This window comes from Kitasatospora sp. NPDC058444 (genome assembly GCF_042721415.1).
GTDB lineage: Bacteria > Actinomycetota > Actinomycetes > Streptomycetales > Streptomycetaceae > Kitasatospora.
Genome location: NZ_JBHXLL010000056.1, coordinates 40,278 through 56,329, shown reverse-complemented (window position 1 = coordinate 56,329; position 16,052 = coordinate 40,278). Strand labels below are relative to the sequence as shown.

Sequence of the window (16,052 nt, the reverse complement as noted above, 5' to 3'; positions counted from 1 at the left end):
ACGCTTCCTTCGGACCGCCTTCCAGCGGACCCTCCGGGCTTCGTTCTTTCGTGTTTCCAGCTTATCAGATGTTTTCCGCTCCGTTTTCCGGAGTTCCATTCATCCGATTTCCCGTAACTGGCCGGGTCCGCTTTTCGCGACGTCCCCCACACTAACCCATTCCGAGTTGCTACTCGAAATTCACGCTCACCCACTTGGCGGGAACGCCAAGGGACCCATTTTCATGGGGACCAGAGTGAGAGTGGGTCTTGCTGGTGGGATGGCCGCTCCAGCGACTCGTTCAACACTAGGCCACCTGGACGACATCGTCAAACGTCGAGGGCCGGATCTGTCCAGATCCGGCCCTCGATACTCAAAGCCGCAGCTCAGAGCGGGTGTGTTTCAGCCAGTCCGCAGCCGGCCGGCTTGTCGGCCAGCCCGGTCGACCAGCCCGGTCGACCGGTCAGCCGGCGGCGACCAGCTCCGCCGCCGCCAGGTTGCGCTTGCCGCGCCGCAGCACGAGCCAGCGGCCGTGCAGCAGGTCGGCCTCGGTCGGCACCGCCTCCTCGTCCGTCACCTTGACGTTGTTGAGGTAGGCACCGCCTTCCTTGATCGTCCGGCGGGCGGCCGAGCGGCTCGGCGACAGGCCGACGGCGACCAGCAGGTCGACCACCGTCTGGAGCTCGGACACCTCGGCCTTCGGGACCTCCGCCAGCGCGGCGGCCAGCGTCGGGGCCTCCAGGTCGGCGAGGTCGCCCTGGCCGAACAGCGCCTTGGACGCGGCGACCGCGCGCTGGTACTGCTCCGCGCCGTGCACCAGCGTGGTGAGCTCCTCGGCGAGGGCCCGCTGGGCGAGGCGGGCGGCGGGGCGCTCGGTGGTCTCGCGCTCCAGCTCCTCGATCTCCTCCTTCGAGCGGAAGCTGAAGATCCGCAGGAAGTTGGGGATGTCCCGGTCGTCCGCGTTCAGCCAGAACTGGTAGAAGGCGTACGGGGTGGTCAGCTCGGGGTCGAGCCAGACCGTGCCGGACTCGGTCTTGCCGAACTTGGTGCCGTCGGCCTTGACGATCAGCGGCGTGGCCAGCGCGTGGACGGACTTGCCCTCGGCCTTGCGGATCAGATCCGTGCCGGCGGTCAGGTTGCCCCACTGGTCGCTGCCGCCGGTCTGCAGGGCGCAGCCGTAGCGGCGGTTCAGCTCCAGGTAGTCCATGCCCTGGAGGATCTGGTAGCTGAACTCGGTGTAGCTGATGCCCGCGTCGGAGTTGAGCCGTCGGGCGACGGCCTCCTTGGCGATCATGTTGTTGACCCGGAAGTACTTGCCCACGTCACGCAGCAGGCTGATCGCCGACATCCCGGACGTCCAGTCCAGGTTGTTGACCATGCGCGCCGCGTACGGGCCCTCGAAGTCGAGGAAGCGCGAGATCTGGCCGCGCAGGCGCTCGACCCAGCCGGCCACCGTCTCGGGGTCGTTGAGCACGCGCTCGGCGGTGGGCTTCGGGTCGCCGATCAGGCCCGTGGCGCCGCCGACCAGGCCGAGTGGGAGGTTCCCCGCCTGCTGGATGCGGCGCATGGTGAGGATCTGCACCAGGTTGCCGAGGTGCAGGCTGGGGGCCGTCGGGTCGAAGCCGCAATAGAACGTGACCGGACCGTCCGCGAACGCCTTGCGCAGTGCGTCCTCGTCAGTGGACAGGGCGATCAGCCCACGCCACCGCAGCTCGTCGACGATGTCCGTCACGGTCACGCTTCTCCTTCGATCGGGCGTCCGCCCAGTGCTGGCCCGGTTCGATCGGGCTCCGGGTCGGTACGACTCCAGCCTGATAGAGCCTACGCGGTTCCGGCCAGCGAGTTTTCCCGAGGCACCCCACCGGGTCGGGTGGCCCGCTCCCCCGGGCCCCTCCCCGATACCGGAAATTCCGTTGTTCGACGGCTACGGGCCCATTCAGAGTGGTTCCACCGCCGTGCGGCGGCAGTGACGTGTGTGGAGACGGTCGTGCCGCCGTGGCACGCCCGCGGGAAGGGTGTGCCGAGTGCGCAACACGCTGGTTCTGAACGCGAGCTACGAGCCCCTGACGACGGTGTCGCTCCAGCGCGCCGTCGTCCTGGTGCTCCAGGACAAGGCGGTGGTGGAGCAGGCGCATCCGCTGCGCTCGATCCGGGGTACGGGCGTGGCCGTCCCGGTGCCCCGGGTGATCAGACTGCAACGGTACGTACGGGTGCCGTTCCGACAACAGGCTCCGTGGTCGCGGCGGGGTGTCCTGGCCCGGGACCAGCACCTGTGCGCGTACTGCGGCCGGCGGGCCACCACGGTGGACCACCTCCAGCCCAAGTCGCGCGGCGGTGCCGACAGCTGGATGAACACCGTCGCCGCGTGCGCGGAGGACAACCAGTACAAGGCGGACCGCACACCGGAGCAGGCCGGGATGAAGCTGCTGCGCCGGCCGTTCGTGCCGACGCCGCAGGCCAGTCTGATGCTGGCGCTCGGCCTGCGCGGTTCGGAGGCCCGGGACCTCGCCGACTGGCTGCCGGCCGTGCCGGGCCGGCCCGTCCCCGCGGCGTGAGGCGTCCTCGGCCCGAGGACGCTCCAGGCGTCCGGACGGCAGCGGGCGGGGCGGCTCGGGCGCGGAACCGAAGGAGCGTGGAAACGAACAGGCGTGGAACCGAACGGGCGCGGAGCGGGGCGGAAGGCCTCAGTCCTTCGCCTGGTACCCCGCCGCCGTGCCGTAGTTGGCCGAGTGCTCGGGCACCACGACCACCTGCCCGCCGCCGATCAGCACCCGTCCGGAGATCAGCAGTGAGCCGGTGCCGGCCGGGAAGTTGCCGCCGGTCGCCTCCTGGCCGCCCGCCAGCGGGAACCGGCTGAGCCGGGCGGGCTGGTCGCGGCGTTCGTCGGCGGCGAGCACCAGCGACCCGCCGTCGATGCCGACGGCCCGGACGGCACCCTTCGCGGCGGTCGGCGCCTTCCAGCGCTGTTTGCCGGTGTCCAGGTCGTAGCCGACCGCGGACACCGGCCCGCCGCCGTTCGGCGGCTCCAGGGTCGTGACCATCGTGCGGCCCTCGAAGTACACGCCGGAAGTGGCCGAAAACGTACCGTGGGCGACGTCCAGTCGGCCGCCGTCGACGGTCACCGGGATCTCGGCGGCCGGGTCGCCGCCCGTGCCCCAGGCGAACACCCGGTCGTCCTCGGGCTTCGCGCCGGTCGTCAGGACCACGGACGGCTCGGCGGACAGCACCGTCACCGTCTTCGGCTGGTTGTTCAGGCCCCGCCACCAGCTGACCTTGCCGTCCGCGACGTTCAGCGCGACGGCCTGGTCGGCGGGGGTCGAGTCGGCGCAGGAGGAGGCGACGAGCACGGTCTTCCCGCTGACGCCGCCGGACAGGGTGCAGAACTTGCCCTGGCCGGTGTACTGCCAGACGTCCTTCCCGTCGGCCGACTCCCAGGCCAGCACCCGGTCGTCCCCGACGGCCACCACCTTGTCCTCGGTGACACCGACCCGCGCCGAGTAGGCGCCCTTGGCGTCCGAGAGGGTCTTGGTCCACGCGGTCTTGCCGGTCTTGGTGTCCACGGCGGTCACCAGCGTGCAGGGGCTCTTCGGATCGGCCTGCGGACGGAACAGCGCCGCGCCCAGGCCCGCCCGGTTCACCCCGGCCGACAGCCCGCACGGGACGGCCCCGGCGGCCGGCGGCTCCACCGACCAGGTCGGCTTGCCGCCCGCCCGGTCGTACGCGCGCACCCCGGAGCCGTCGGCCCGGACCACCGCGTCGGCCAGCAGCCAGCTGCCGATCAGCGTGTCGTCGCCTCCGGCCGGACCGGCCGCGGCGGGCTGGGCGGCCCAGACCCTGGTGTGCGCCACCGCGAAGCCCGGCTCACCGCCGCTGCTCGCGGCCGCGCTGTCACCGCCCTCGGTCCCGACCATCAGTCCCGCCGCCACCAGTACTCCCAGCGCGGCCACCCCGGCACCGGTCCGCACCAGCAGGGCCTTGCGGCTGGGCACGTGGTCCCCGGCCAGCACCGCGCCGGCGGCCTTGCGCGCCTTGGCGGAGAGCGAGGAGGCGGCACCGGAGCCACCGCCCGCGCCTCGGCGGGCGGCGGCCCGCGACGGCGAGGCGGGCCGGGCCTGCGGCTCGCGGGCCCGGTCCGGAGAAGGCTCCGAAGAAAGCTCCGGAGCGGGCTCCGCGGACTTCTCCGGGACGGGCGCGGGCACGGTCACGGGCGCCGGCCCGGTCTCCTCGATGTGCACGTAGCCGTCCACCGAGTACTCCGCCCCCGCCGGGACGTACAGCCCTTCGTCACCGGCGGGCTGCTGCCCGGCGGCGTACGGCGTGGAGGGCTGGTACGGCTGCCCGTGGTCCGGGTACTGCGGATACGGCTGGTACTGCTCCGGCACGCCGTACGGGCCCTGGCCCTGGACGTCGCCGCCCTCGCCGTAGCCGGTCCGGCCGTACCCGCCGGGGTCGTAGCCGCCCTCGCCATGGCCGCCCTGCCCGTAGCCGGTCTCGTACCCGGTGTGCCCGGAGAAACCCTGGCCGAACGGCGGCTGCTGCCCGTACTCGACCGAGCCGTAGCCCGGCTGCGGCTGCGGCTGCGGCTGCCACTGCGACGGCTGATCCGGCGTCTGCTGCTGCTCGGAGCGCCCGCCGTACGCGTCGTACGCGCCGTTCTGCCAGTCCGGATGGCCCTGGGACGGCCACGGTTGCTGGGGGTGGGCGTCTCCGAAGGGCTCCTGCGCCATCCGTTCCGTCCCTCCCGAGCCATCTGCCTGCCGATGCGGCAGTCAGCATCTCACGCCCGCCCGGAGAGTCGGCCCGGGCCCTCGCCCGGACGGTCCGGGGTTTCCCCGGTGGTACCGCGTCAGGCCGCCGACTCGGCGCGCAGGGCCTCGTCGATCCGGGCGGCGAGGGTGAAGTCCAGCCCGGTGAGGCCGCCGGCGCTGTGGGTGGACAGGACGAAGCGCAGGGTTCGCCACCGGATGTCGATGTCGGGGTGGTGGTCGAGCGCCTCGGCCTGCTCGGCGACGGAGCCGACCACCCGGATCGCCGCCGGGAAGTCCGGCGCGTCGGCGGTGCGGGCGATGCTGTCGCCCTCGCGCGTCCACCGGGGCAGCGCCGCCAGGGCCGCCGTGATCTCGTCCTCGTTCAGCCGTGCCCTGCTGGTCATCGCCGCACTCCTGGTGGGTCGTCTGGTGGGTCGTCGCTCCGGGGGCCGGGGGTCCGGGCCGTCCGGGCCGTCCGGGCTGCCCGGGGTGCCGGGTGTCAGGCGGCCTTCCGGCGCGGACGGACCACCAGCTCGCCGCCGCAGTTGGGGCAGGTGGCGGCCATGGCGTCGGTGCAGTCCGGGCAGAAGGTGCACTCGTAGGAACATATCGAGGCGCGGCCGTCCGCGGTCAGCGACACCGCGCAGCGCTCGCAGCTCTCCCGCATCTCCAGGGCCATGGCGTACTCCTCCGACCTGCAGACGGTCTGACGGTTGTTCGAATCAGCTCAGCAACAGCTTGGCGATGGCCACGAGGCCGACCACCACGATGACGCCCCGCAGCGCGGTCGGCGGGAGGCGCCGGCCCACCTTGGCCCCGACCAGGCCGCCGACCAGCGAGCCCGCCGCGATCAGACCGGCGGCGGCCCAGTTCACGGTCGACGTGAAGAGGAAGAAGAGCGCGGCGACCGCGTTCACGATCATCGCCAGGGCGTTCTTCACCGCGTTGATCCGCTGGAGGTCCTCCTGGAGCAGCATGCCCATCAGCGCCATCAGCAGCACACCCTGCGCGGCGCCGAAGTAGCCGCCGTAGATGCCGGTGAGGAACACCCCGACGAGCAGGACCGGGCTGCCGTCCGGATCGCCGCCGGGGCGGCGGCGGGCGGCGACGGCCTTGGCCACCCGGGGCTGGATCACCACCAGGACGAGCGCGAGCAGGATCAGCACCGGGACGATCGCGTCGAAGGCCCCGCTCGGCAGCTTGATCAGCAGCAGGGCACCGAGCAGCCCGCCGAGCAGCGAGGCGGTGCCCATCCGCAGCACCCGGCGTCCCTGGTCGGCCAGTTCACGGCGGTACCCGATCACCCCGCTGAGCGAACCGGGGACCAGGCCGAAGGTGTTGGAGACATTGGCGGTGACCGGTGGAATGCCCACGGCGAGCAGGACCGGGAAGGTGATCAGGGTGCCGGAGCCGACGATCACGTTGATCATCCCGGCGCCGACGCCGGCCACCAGGACGGCGATCGACTCCCAGAGCGTCATGGGTCACCTCTCCTCTCGGTCCTGTCCGAGGGGATCATGCCGGACGGCCCCGCCGGCCGACCAGACCCGCCCGCGATTCGGGACGCACGCCACAGCGCCGCCCGGTCCGTGCGCGTCGGTCCCGCGAACGCCCGGGGCACCGAGAACGGCCGAGGGCCCGCGAGCACCCGGGGCACCGCGAACGCCCGAGGGCCCGCCACCTCCCGGCGGCGGGCCCTCGGCGAGGCACGGTGCGACCGATCACTCCGGGTCGATCTTCGGGTACTCCCGGGCCGGGTCCACCCGGGGACGGGCGGCGCCCTTCTCGGTGTCCACCGGCCGCGGGCCGGCCGCCGGGTCCAACGGCACCTGGGTGGCCGCCGGGGCCGCCGGCGCGACGCTGGGCGCCGCGACCGCGCCGCCGTTCATCCCGCCGTTGCCGGTCAGTCCGGTGAAGGCGCCACCGAGGCCCTTGAGCGCGTCGCCGACCTCGCTGGGGATGATCCAGAGCTTGTTGGAGTCGCCCTTGGCCAGCTCGGGCAGGGTCTGGAGGTACTGGTAGGCGAGCAGCTTCTGGTCGGCGTCGCCGTCGTGGATGGCCTCGAAGACCGTCCGGATCGCGGCCGCCTCACCGTCCGCGCGCAGGACGGCGGCCTGCGCCTCACCCTCGGCCTTGAGCACCTCGGCCTGCTTCTCACCCTCGGCCTTGAGGATCTGGGCCTGGCGCTGGCCCTCGGCGGTGAGGATCGCGGCGCGCTTGTCACGGTCGGCGCGCATCTGCTTCTCCATCGAGTCCTGGATGGAGGTCGGCGGCTCGATCGCCTTCAGCTCGACGCGGTTGACCCGGATGCCCCACTTGCCGGTGGCCTCGTCCAGGACACCGCGCAGGCCGGCGTTGATGACCTCGCGCGAGGTCAGGGTGGACTCCAGGTCCATCGAGCCGATGATGTTGCGCAGCGTGGTGACGGTCAGCTGCTCGATCGCCTGGATGTAGCTGGCGACCTCGTACGTCGCGGCCCGGGGGTCGGTCACCTGGTAGTAGATGACGGTGTCGATGTTGACGACCAGGTTGTCCTGGGTGATCACCGGCTGCGGCGGGAACGGCACGACCTGCTCGCGCAGGTCGATCCGGTTGCGGACGCGGTCGATGAACGGGACGACGATGTTCAGCCCTGCGTTGAGCGTCCGGGTGTAGCGGCCGAAGCGCTCCACGATCGCGGCGCTGGCCTGCGGGATGACCTGGATCGTCTTGATCAGCGCGATGAAGGCCACCACGACCAGGACGACCAAAACGATAAGGACGGGTTCCACGGACTCTCCCCTAGACGACCAGGGCGGTCGCGCCCTGGATTTCGACGACGTCGACCTGCTGTCCGGGCTGGTACACCTGGCCCGGGTGGAGCGCGCGGGCCGACCAGATCTCGCCGTTCAGCTTGATCCGCCCGCCCTCCCCGTCGACGGTTTCCGCGACGACCGCGGTGGCGCCCTGGAGCGCCTCGATGCCCATCTTGACCTGCGGGCCCTTCTGGAGCTGCCGGTAGGCGATCGGGCGGACGAACACCACCAGCGCGACCGAGACGACGACGAAGGTCAGGGTCTCCAGGACCACTCCCCCGCCCAGCCCGGCCACGCCGGCGGCGGCCAGCGCCCCCACCGCGAACATGGCGAACTCCGGCATCGCGGTCAGCACCAGCGGTATGCCGAGCCCTGCGGCGGCCAGGAGCCACCAGATCCAGCTGTCCACACGTCCATCCTAGGGAGCGAAGGCCTTCGAAGCGGACAGTTCCCGCAGGTCGAGGGGCGGAAACCGGTCGCACGTGCGACCGGTTCCCGACGGCCTTCCGGATGGGCGGACGGGGCCTCAGCCCAGCGGCAGGCCCTGGGCCGACCAGCGGTCCCCGTGACGCTCCAGGGTGAGCGGCAGACCGAAGCACTTGGAGAGGTTACGGGCGGTCAGCTCGGTGTCGATCGGGCCGGCCGTGAGCACCTTCCCCTGCCGGATCATCAGGACGTGGGTGAAGCCCGGCGCGATCTCCTCGACGTGGTGGGTGACCATCGCCATGGCCGGGGCGAACTCGTCCTGGGCGAGCGCGCCGAGCCGGCGGACCAGGTCCTCTCGCCCGCCGAGGTCCAGGCCGGCGGCGGGCTCGTCGAGCAGCAGCAGCTCGGGGTCGGTCATCAGGGCGCGGGCGATCAGGGTGCGCTTGCGCTCGCCCTCGGAGAGGGTGCCGAACCTGCGGTCGGTGAGGTTGGCCATGCCGAGGCGGTCGAGCAGGGCGAGGGCACGGGACTCGTCCGACTGCTCGTAGGTCTCCTGCCAGGTGACCGTCATGCCGTACGCGGCGGTGAGGACGGTCTGGAGCACGGTCTGCTCGGCCGGCAGCTTGTCGAACATCGCGGCGCCGGCCAGGCCGATCCGGGACCGCAGCTCGAAGACGTCGATCTCGCCGAGCTTCTCGCCCAGCACCGTGACCTTGCCCGAGGTCGGGAACAGGTACGAGGAGGCGATCTGCAACAGCGTGGTCTTGCCGGCGCCGTTCGGGCCCAGGATGACCCAGCGCTCGCCCTCGGAGATGGACCACGAGACCTGGTCGACCAGCGCGCGCCCCTCCCGGACCACGGATACGTCCACCAGCTCCAGCACGTCGCTCATGCCTACGCCTTCCCCAAAAAACAAGATTCTCGGCCGTCGGTGCGGGCGGCGAGCCTACTCCGGTCAGCCGGTGGGCACGGGGTGGGTGCGCCGCACACGCATGGGCAAACCTACGCCACGCGGATGACCGCCGATTCCGTAGGCTGGCCGGATGCTCGTGACTCCTGCCGACAATCCGTACGAAGAGCCCCGTTCGGGGCGGCTCACCGCGTGGGGCAACGCCCTGCTCGCCGGTTCGGTGTCCCCGGACGACGCCGCCGCGGCCGTGCTGGGCGCCGACGAGATCCACCGGGTGACCGGGCTGCCCGGCGACCGGCCCGGTGAGCAGCACGGGCTGACCTGGGCCCTCGGGCGGCTGCGGGTGCTCGGGGTGAAGGGCCTGCGGCTCGCGCTGCCCTCGGCCGGGCACCCGCTCGGCCTGACCGGCCCGAGTGCCTTCAACGAGCTGGCCATGGGCGCGGGCGAGGCCGTCCTGGCCGTGGGCACGCCGCTCGGGCTGGTGCCGGAGGTGGAGGTGTACGGCCCGGTCGGCGACCGCTCGGCCACCGTGCTGTGGCGCTGCTCCGAGGTGAACGACACACCGCCGGCGGACGTGCCGTCCCTGCACGAGGCGGAGCGCGAGCTGGCGGACGGGCTGCGGGAGGCGACCGTCCTGCTCACCCGCCTCGACGTGGCCGGTGCCGGGCCCCAGGCGCTGCGGGCCCTCGAGGCCTATCGCCGCCGCGGCCACGGCGAGCTGCTCGCCCCCGGCTACCCGCCCCGGGCCGTCCGCGTCCTGGAGTCGGCCCGCCAGGTGTCCGCCCTGCTCGCGATCGCCTCCGGTGGGCACGGCGCCGCCGTCAGCGCCTCGGAGATGGCGGCCCGGCAGTCCGTCCTGGCCCCGCTGCGGCGCACCGCCCGGCGCGCCCAGGTGGCCGCCTACAACGCCCTCGTCGACGAGCGCGACGACCGCTGAGGGGCGCCGGGCCCCGGGCAGCGGCCACCGGGCGGTGACGGGCCCGGGCCCGGGGCCGGCCGCTACTCCTCGCGGGTCTCGCCGTGGCGGACGGCCCAGAGTGCCGCCTGGGTGCGGTCGGCCAGGTCCAGCTTCATCAGGATGTTGGAGACGTGGGTCTTCACCGTCTTCTCCGACAGGTGCAGGCTGCGGGCGATCTCCCGGTTGGAGCGGCCGTCGGCGATGTGCCCGAGCACCTCGCGCTCACGCTCCGTGAGCGTGCCGCCGCGGCCCTGCGGGGCGCGCGGGCTGTCGTCGGAGAGCAGGGCCTCGGCCAGTTCGGGCTGGAGCAGGACGTGGCCCGCGTGCACCGAGCGGATCGCCCCGGCCAGCGCCTCCGGGTCCACGTCCTTGTAGACGTACCCGGCCGCACCGGCCCGCAGCGCGGGGACCATCGTGCGGTGCTCGGTGAAGCTGGTGACGATCAGGATCCGGGACCGGCTGCCCTCCCCCTTGAGCGTGCGCAGCGCCTCGATGCCGTCGACGCCGGGCATCTTGAGGTCCATCAGGACGACGTCGGGGTCGAGTTCCCTGGCCCGCTCGACGCCCTCCGCCCCGTCGGCGGCCTCCCCGACCACCTCGATGTCGTCCTGGACCTCCAGGAAGGTGCGCAGCCCGCGCCGAACCACCTGGTGGTCGTCGACCAGCAGGACGCGGATCGACGGTGTGCTCTCAGGCACCGGGGACCTCCATCTCGACGAGCGTCCCCCGACCGGGGGCCGACTCCAGGGTGAGTGTGCCGCCGACGGCGGCCGCGCGGTCGCGCATCGAGGCGAGGCCGAGGTGACGGCCCGCCCGTCGGACGGACTCCGGATCGAAGCCGCGCCCGTCGTCGTGCACGCGCAGGCGGGCGCCGCGCGCGGGCGTTCCGACCAGGGTGACGGTGACCCGGCGGGCGCCGGAGTGGCGCAGCGCGTTGTGCAGCGCCTCCTGGGCGACTCTCAGCAGTGCGGCCTCCTGGGCGGGCGGCAGTGCCCGGACGCCGTCGGCGGCGAAGGCGACGTCGGCGGTGTGCGCCCGGTCCAGGACCTGCACCTGGGAGGCGAGGGTGGCGCTGAGCCCGTCCTCCTCCAGGGCGGCGGGGCGCAGCTCCACGACCACCGCGCGCAGTTCGTCGGCGGCCTCGGCGGCCAGCCGGGCGACTTCGGCGAGCTCGGCCCGCGCCCGGGCCGGGTCGCGGTCGACGAGTTTGGCGGCCGCCTTGGCGGTGAGCCGGAGCGAGAAGAGCTTCTGCGAGACGGCGTCGTGCAGGTCGTGGGCGATCCGGGCCCGTTCGCCGGCCAGGGTGAGCTCGCGGCTGCGCTCGTACAGCCGGGCGTTGGACAGGGCGAGGGCGGCGTGCGCGGCGAGGATCCGCAGGAGTTCCTCGTCGTGGTCGGTGAAGAGGCCGCCGCCGCGCTTGTTGGCGAGGAAGATGACGCCCATCACCTGCGGCTCGTCCTCGGCCGCGTCGGTGTCCAGGATCGGCATGCCGAGGAAGGCGTCCAGCTCGGGGTGGGCTTCGGGCCATCCCTCGAAGGCGGGCGCCTTGCGGACGTCCACCAGCCGGGTGGGGCCGGTCTCGTGCAGCATCGCGGCGAGTACGCCGTGCTGCCGGGGCAGCGGGCCGATCGCCCGCCACTGCTCGTCGGTGACGCCGTCGACCACGAACTGGGCGAAGCCGCCGTGGTCGTCGGGCACGCCGAGGGCCGCGTACTCGGCGCCGAGCAGGCCGCGGGCGGAGGCGGTGATGCGGCGCAGCACTTCGCGGACCTCCAGGTGCCGGCTCATGGCGAGCAGTGCCTGGCTGACGGCCTCGATCCCGGACAGGCAGGATTCGCAGGCGGGCAGCGGGCCCCGGTGGGCCCGGTGGGCCGGGTGGGCCGGGTGGGCCCGGTGGTCTCCGGTGGTGCTGGACATACCGCCAAACTACCGCCGCCGCGACGGCGGCCGCGTCCGTCCGCGGCCGCCCCGGTCCCGGGTCCGTGGACCTAGGTCCCGGGCCCTCCGGGAGCCTCGGGAGACGCGCGGGCCGGGCCGGAACGCCGAAGGGGCGGCCGTCCCGGGTGGGAGGGCCGCCCCTTCGGCGGTCGGTCGGTGCGGGGGTCAGCCCTTCTGCATGACCTCGGGCTCGTGCCGGCGCTGAAGCCGGGTCACGAGGACGCCGATGGCGACGGAGATCGCGATCAGCACGCCCGCGTCGATCGCCCACTGGGCGACGCTGTGCTTCCACATCGGGTCGTAGTTGGGGTTCTGGAAGTCCTTGTTCCAGGGGCCCATGAGCGTGGACAGGTCGAGCGTGGTGGACACGATGCCGGTGCCCCAGCGGGCCGGCATCAGCCAGGCGACCTGCTCCAGTCCGGGCTTGCTGAAGATCTGGAAGAGGCAGCCGGTGAAGACGACCTGGACGATGGCGAACATGACCAGCAGCGGCATGGTCTTCTCGGCGGTCTTCACCAGCGCGGAGATCATCAGGCCGAACATCATCGCGGCGAAGCTCAGCAGGATCATGCCGATGGTCATCTCGATGATCGGCAGGTTCTTGACGATCAGGCCGTGCTCGGGGAGCTTGCGCGGCAGGAAGCCGACGGCGGAGATGATGGCGCCCTGGATCACGCTGAAGATGCCCAGCACGATGATCTTGGACATCATGTACGCCGAGCGGGAGAGCCCGGTGGCCCGTTCCCGCTCGTAGATCGCCCGCTCCTTGATCAACTCACGGACCGAGTTGGCCGCCCCGGAGAAGCAGGCGCCGATCGCCAGGATCAGCATGATCGTCGCGGCGCCGCTGTTGAGGTGCAGCTGCGTCTTGGGATTGGGCGCGAGCCCCGGTTCGTTGGGGATCAGCACGCTGACCGCGCCGATGACGGCGGGCAGCAGCACGGACAGTGCGAGGAAGCCGCGGTCCGAGGCGAGCACCGACATGTAGCGGCGCATCAGCGTCCACAGCTGCGAGCCCCAGCTCTGCGGCTTCGGCGGCCTGACGGCCTCCTGGGCGACCTGGACGTGCTGCACCTCGCCCGCCTCCACGGTGGGCGCGGAGTACTGCTGGTAGTGCACCGAGCCGCGGTAGCGGCCGGCCCAGTCGTGGTCCGGGTAGTTCTCGAAGGCCTGGAAGACGTCCGCCCAGGTCTCGTACCCGAAGAAGTGCAGCGCCTCGTCCGGCGGGCCGAAGTAGGCCACCGAACCGCCCGGTGCCATCACCAGCAACCGGTCGCAGAGCGCGAGTTCGGCCACCGAGTGGGTGACGACCAGGATGGTGCGGCCGTCGTCGGCGAGGCCGCGCAGCATCTGCATGACCTCGCGGTCCATGCCCGGGTCGAGGCCCGAGGTGGGCTCGTCCAGGAAGATCAGCGAGGGCTTGGTGAGCAGCTCCAGGGCGACCGAGACGCGCTTCTGCTGGCCGCCGGAGAGCGCGGTGATCTTGTTGTCGGCGCGCTTGTCCAGGCGCAGCTCGTACAGCACCTCGTCGATCCGGGCCTCGCGCTCCCTCGCCTCGGTGTCGCCGGGGAAGCGCAGCTGGGCCGCGTACTTGAGGCCCTTCCGGACGGTGAGCTCGCGGTGCAGGATCTCGGACTGCGGCACCAGGCCGATGCGCGAGCGGAGTTCGGCGAACTGCTTGTAGAGGTTGCGGCCGTCGTACAGGACCTCGCCGCGGTCGGCCGGGCGGTAGCCGGTGAGGGCGCGCAGCAGCGTGGACTTGCCGGAGCCGGACGGGCCGATGACGGCGACCAGGGACTTCTCCGGGACGCCGAAGCTGACGTCGTTGAGCAGGATCTTCTTGGCGCCCTTGTGCTCGACCTCGACGGTCAGGTGGCGGGCGGAGAAGGAGACCGCGCCGGTGTCGACGAACTCCTGCAGCTGGTCGCCGACCAGGACGAAGCCGGAGTGGCCGACGGTCAGCCGGTCCTGCGGGCCCATCAGCTGACGCTGCACCCGCTGGCCGTTGAGGAAGATGCCGTTGTGGCTGCCGAGGTCGACGATCTCGTAGCGGCCGTCCGGGAGCTGACGCAGCTCGGCGTGGTGGCGGGAGACCTGGAGGTCGGACACCACGATGTCGTTGTCGAGCGCACGACCGATCCGGACGGTGCGCATCGCCGAGGTCAGGTTGCGGATCATGGTCGGCTGCGGCCCGCCGGCGCCGTGCTGCGCCGGGGCCGGGAAGCCCTGCTGCTGCGGGAACCCCCCGTGCTGGGGCTGCGGCTGCTGCGGGGCCGGCTGGGCCTGCGCCGGCGCGTACTGCTGCTGCGGGAACGGCGGCTGGGCCTGCGGCTGACCGGGCCAGGCCTGCTGCTGCGGCTGCTGGTACGGGTCGTGCTGCGGCCAGTCCTGCTGCGGGGCGGGCTGCTGGGGCGTGGGCACCGGGCCGCGGCTGGTGGCGGCCTCGTGCATCGGCGCGGCCTGGGGAGCGGCGGCCTGCGGAGCCGCGGCGTGCGCGGGTGCGACGTGTGCGGGTGCGGAGAATCCGAGCCGGGGGCCGTTCTCCGGGTTGCCCAGGTTGACCACGGCACCGGGGAACAGCTGGGCCTGCAGGGTCCGGGCCCCGGCCACGTACGTCCCGTTGGTGCTGCCGTGGTCGTCCAGCTGCCAACCGCTGCCGTTGAAACTGATGGTCCCGTGCTGCCAGGACACCCTGGCGTCCTCGAACGGGAAGTCCGACTGCGGGTTGCGCCCGATGGTGTAGGACCGCCCGGGCTCCAGAGTCCGCTGCTGTCCGTTGATCTCGATGACGAGTTGCGGCACTGCTCGCCTGCCCCGCTCTCTCGGTTCCCCCGAATTGTGGCCCCCGGCCGGGGCTGATGTTCCTCTGACTGACGGGGGGAATCATTCCAGCCCGCCGACCGCCGATGAAAGTCGGCCCGGGCGACTGTGACCAGGCTGCTACCGACCTCGGACCACGGCGTCCCGCGAGGTGGGACGGGTGCCCGCCGGCCACCGCGCGCCCGGTAGCGTGGGAGGCACCATGAACGCATCGCCCCTGGCCGCTGAGCCCCTCCCCGCCGCCCAGCACCGGACCGCGGACGAGCGCACCCTGCTCGTCAAGGTGTTCGGCAAGGACCGCCCCGGCATCACCGCCGGCCTCTTCGCGACGCTGGCCGGCTTCGGCGTCGACGTCATCGACATCGAGCAGGTCGTCACCCGTGGCCGCATCACGCTGTGCGCCCTGGTCACCCCGCCCCCCGTACCCGGCGACGAGGGTGGGCTGCGGGCCACCGTCCACCGCTGGGCCGACGAGCAGAAGCTCCAGGCCGAGATCCTCTCCGGCATCGGTGACAACCGGCCGCGCCGCGAGGGCCGTTCGCACGTCACGGTGCTCGGCAACCCGCTGACCGCCGCCGCCGTCTCCGCGCTCACCTCCCGGATCACCGCCTCGGGCGGCAACATCGACCGTGTCTTCCGGCTCGCCAAGTACCCGGTGACGGCGGTCGAGCTGGCCGTCTCCGGTGTGGCCACCGACGAGCTGCGGGCCGCGCTGGCCCAGGAGGCGGCCACCCAGCGGGTGGACGTCGCGGTGGTCGCCGCCGGGCTGGAGCGCCGGGCCAAGCGCCTGGTGGTCATGGACGTCGACTCCACGCTCATCCAGGACGAGGTGATCGAGCTGTTCGCCGCCCACGCGGGCTGCGAGGAGGAGGTCGCCGAGGTGACGGCGGCGGCGATGCGCGGCGAGCTGGACTTCGCCGAGTCGCTGCGGGCCCGGGTGGCGCTGCTGGCCGGGCTGGACGCCTCGGTGACCGAGAAGGTCCGCGCCGAGGTCCGCTTCACCCCGGGCGCGCGCACCCTGATCCGTACGCTCCAGCGCCTCGGCTACCAGGTCGCGGTGGTGTCCGGCGGCTTCACCCAGGTCACCGACCACCTGGTGGAGCAGCTGGGCCTGGACTTCGCGGCCGCGAACACCCTGGAGGTGGTGGACGGCAGGTTCACCGGCCGGGTGGTCGGCGAGATCGTGGACCGGGCGGGCAAGGCCCGCTGGCTGGCCCGCTTCGCGGAACAGGCGAAGGTGCCGCTGGAGCAGACGGTGGCGATCGGCGACGGCGCCAACGACCTGGACATGCTGAACGCGGCCGGTCTCGGGGTGGCGTTCAACGCCAAGCCGGTGGTGCGCGAGGCCGCCGACACCGCGGTGAACGTGCCGTTCCTGGACACCGTGCTCTACCTGCTGGGCATCACCCGCGAGGAGGTCGAGGCGGCCGACGCGCTGCACGGCACCCCGACCGAGTAGGAGTCGCCCCGGCGGCGGC

The 16,052-nt window shown here is 72.6% G+C and carries 14 protein-coding genes; 3 read left to right on the top strand and 11 right to left on the bottom strand.

Annotated features, from left to right (window positions below; all coding sequences use genetic code 11):
• Positions 1–442: 442 nt before the first annotated feature.
• On the bottom strand, positions 443–1,711 hold the full coding sequence (tyrS, locus tag ACFWP2_RS35800; protein ID WP_380459564.1) for a tyrosine--tRNA ligase: 1,269 nt from the start codon (positions 1,709–1,711) through the stop codon (positions 443–445).
• Between the two features lie 292 nt (positions 1,712–2,003).
• On the opposite strand from tyrS, the gene ACFWP2_RS35795 reads away from it, so the two are divergent.
• Positions 2,004–2,534 carry an HNH endonuclease gene (locus ACFWP2_RS35795; protein WP_380459555.1) on the top strand — a complete coding sequence of 177 codons (531 nt, stop codon included), beginning with the start codon at positions 2,004–2,006 and terminating at the stop codon, positions 2,532–2,534.
• Positions 2,535–2,663: 129 nt separating this feature from the next.
• Here the strand turns inward: ACFWP2_RS35795 and ACFWP2_RS35790 are convergent, their stop codons facing one another.
• From ACFWP2_RS35790 to ACFWP2_RS35760, 7 genes are all read right to left on the bottom strand, one after another.
• Positions 2,664–4,706 (bottom strand): PQQ-binding-like beta-propeller repeat protein, encoded by a 2,043-nt coding sequence (locus tag ACFWP2_RS35790; RefSeq protein ID WP_380459553.1) that lies wholly within the window; start codon positions 4,704–4,706, stop codon positions 2,664–2,666.
• A 119-nt stretch (positions 4,707–4,825) separates the two neighbouring features.
• The gene (locus ACFWP2_RS35785) at positions 4,826–5,131 is read right to left on the bottom strand and encodes a 4a-hydroxytetrahydrobiopterin dehydratase (protein WP_380459551.1); all 306 of its coding nucleotides are present in this window, start codon (positions 5,129–5,131) and stop codon (positions 4,826–4,828) included.
• Between the two features lie 95 nt (positions 5,132–5,226).
• The gene (locus tag ACFWP2_RS35780) at positions 5,227–5,406 is read right to left on the bottom strand and encodes a DUF1272 domain-containing protein (protein ID WP_380459549.1); all 180 of its coding nucleotides are present in this window, start codon (positions 5,404–5,406) and stop codon (positions 5,227–5,229) included.
• 43 nt (positions 5,407–5,449) lie between these two features.
• Positions 5,450–6,208: a sulfite exporter TauE/SafE family protein gene (locus ACFWP2_RS35775; RefSeq protein ID WP_380459547.1), complete on the bottom strand. Its 759-nt coding sequence runs from the start codon at positions 6,206–6,208 to the stop codon at positions 5,450–5,452.
• Positions 6,209–6,448: 240 nt separating this feature from the next.
• Entirely contained in the window at positions 6,449–7,498 is a 1,050-nt protein-coding gene (locus ACFWP2_RS35770) for an SPFH domain-containing protein (protein WP_380459545.1), read from the bottom strand.
• Positions 7,499–7,508: 10 nt separating this feature from the next.
• The gene (locus tag ACFWP2_RS35765) at positions 7,509–7,931 is read right to left on the bottom strand and encodes an NfeD family protein (protein WP_380459543.1); all 423 of its coding nucleotides are present in this window, start codon (positions 7,929–7,931) and stop codon (positions 7,509–7,511) included.
• Positions 7,932–8,048: 117 nt separating this feature from the next.
• On the bottom strand, positions 8,049–8,840 hold the full coding sequence (locus ACFWP2_RS35760) for an ABC transporter ATP-binding protein (RefSeq protein ID WP_380459541.1): 792 nt from the start codon (positions 8,838–8,840) through the stop codon (positions 8,049–8,051).
• Positions 8,841–8,991: 151 nt separating this feature from the next.
• Between ACFWP2_RS35760 and ACFWP2_RS35755 the strand changes: the two genes are divergently transcribed.
• Entirely contained in the window at positions 8,992–9,795 is an 804-nt protein-coding gene (locus tag ACFWP2_RS35755) for a hypothetical protein (protein ID WP_380459538.1), read from the top strand.
• A gap of 62 nt (positions 9,796–9,857) precedes the next feature.
• Here the strand turns inward: ACFWP2_RS35755 and ACFWP2_RS35750 are convergent, their stop codons facing one another.
• The 3 genes from ACFWP2_RS35750 to ACFWP2_RS35740 all read right to left on the bottom strand — a co-directional run bounded on the left by ACFWP2_RS35750 (position 9,858) and on the right by ACFWP2_RS35740 (position 14,556).
• Positions 9,858–10,514: a response regulator gene (locus tag ACFWP2_RS35750; RefSeq protein ID WP_380459536.1), complete on the bottom strand. Its 657-nt coding sequence runs from the start codon at positions 10,512–10,514 to the stop codon at positions 9,858–9,860.
• Positions 10,507–11,604 carry a GAF domain-containing sensor histidine kinase gene (locus ACFWP2_RS35745; RefSeq protein WP_380459563.1) on the bottom strand — a complete coding sequence of 366 codons (1,098 nt, stop codon included), beginning with the start codon at positions 11,602–11,604 and terminating at the stop codon, positions 10,507–10,509. The genes ACFWP2_RS35750 and ACFWP2_RS35745 overlap by 8 nt, the downstream gene beginning before the upstream one ends.
• Before the next feature lie 315 nt (positions 11,605–11,919).
• Complete coding sequence (locus ACFWP2_RS35740) at positions 11,920–14,556, bottom strand: FHA domain-containing protein (RefSeq protein ID WP_380459534.1); 2,637 nt, start codon at positions 14,554–14,556, stop codon at positions 11,920–11,922.
• A gap of 220 nt (positions 14,557–14,776) precedes the next feature.
• On the opposite strand from ACFWP2_RS35740, the gene serB reads away from it, so the two are divergent.
• Entirely contained in the window at positions 14,777–16,033 is a 1,257-nt protein-coding gene (gene serB / locus ACFWP2_RS35735) for a phosphoserine phosphatase SerB (protein WP_380459532.1), read from the top strand.
• Positions 16,034–16,052 lie beyond the last annotated feature (19 nt).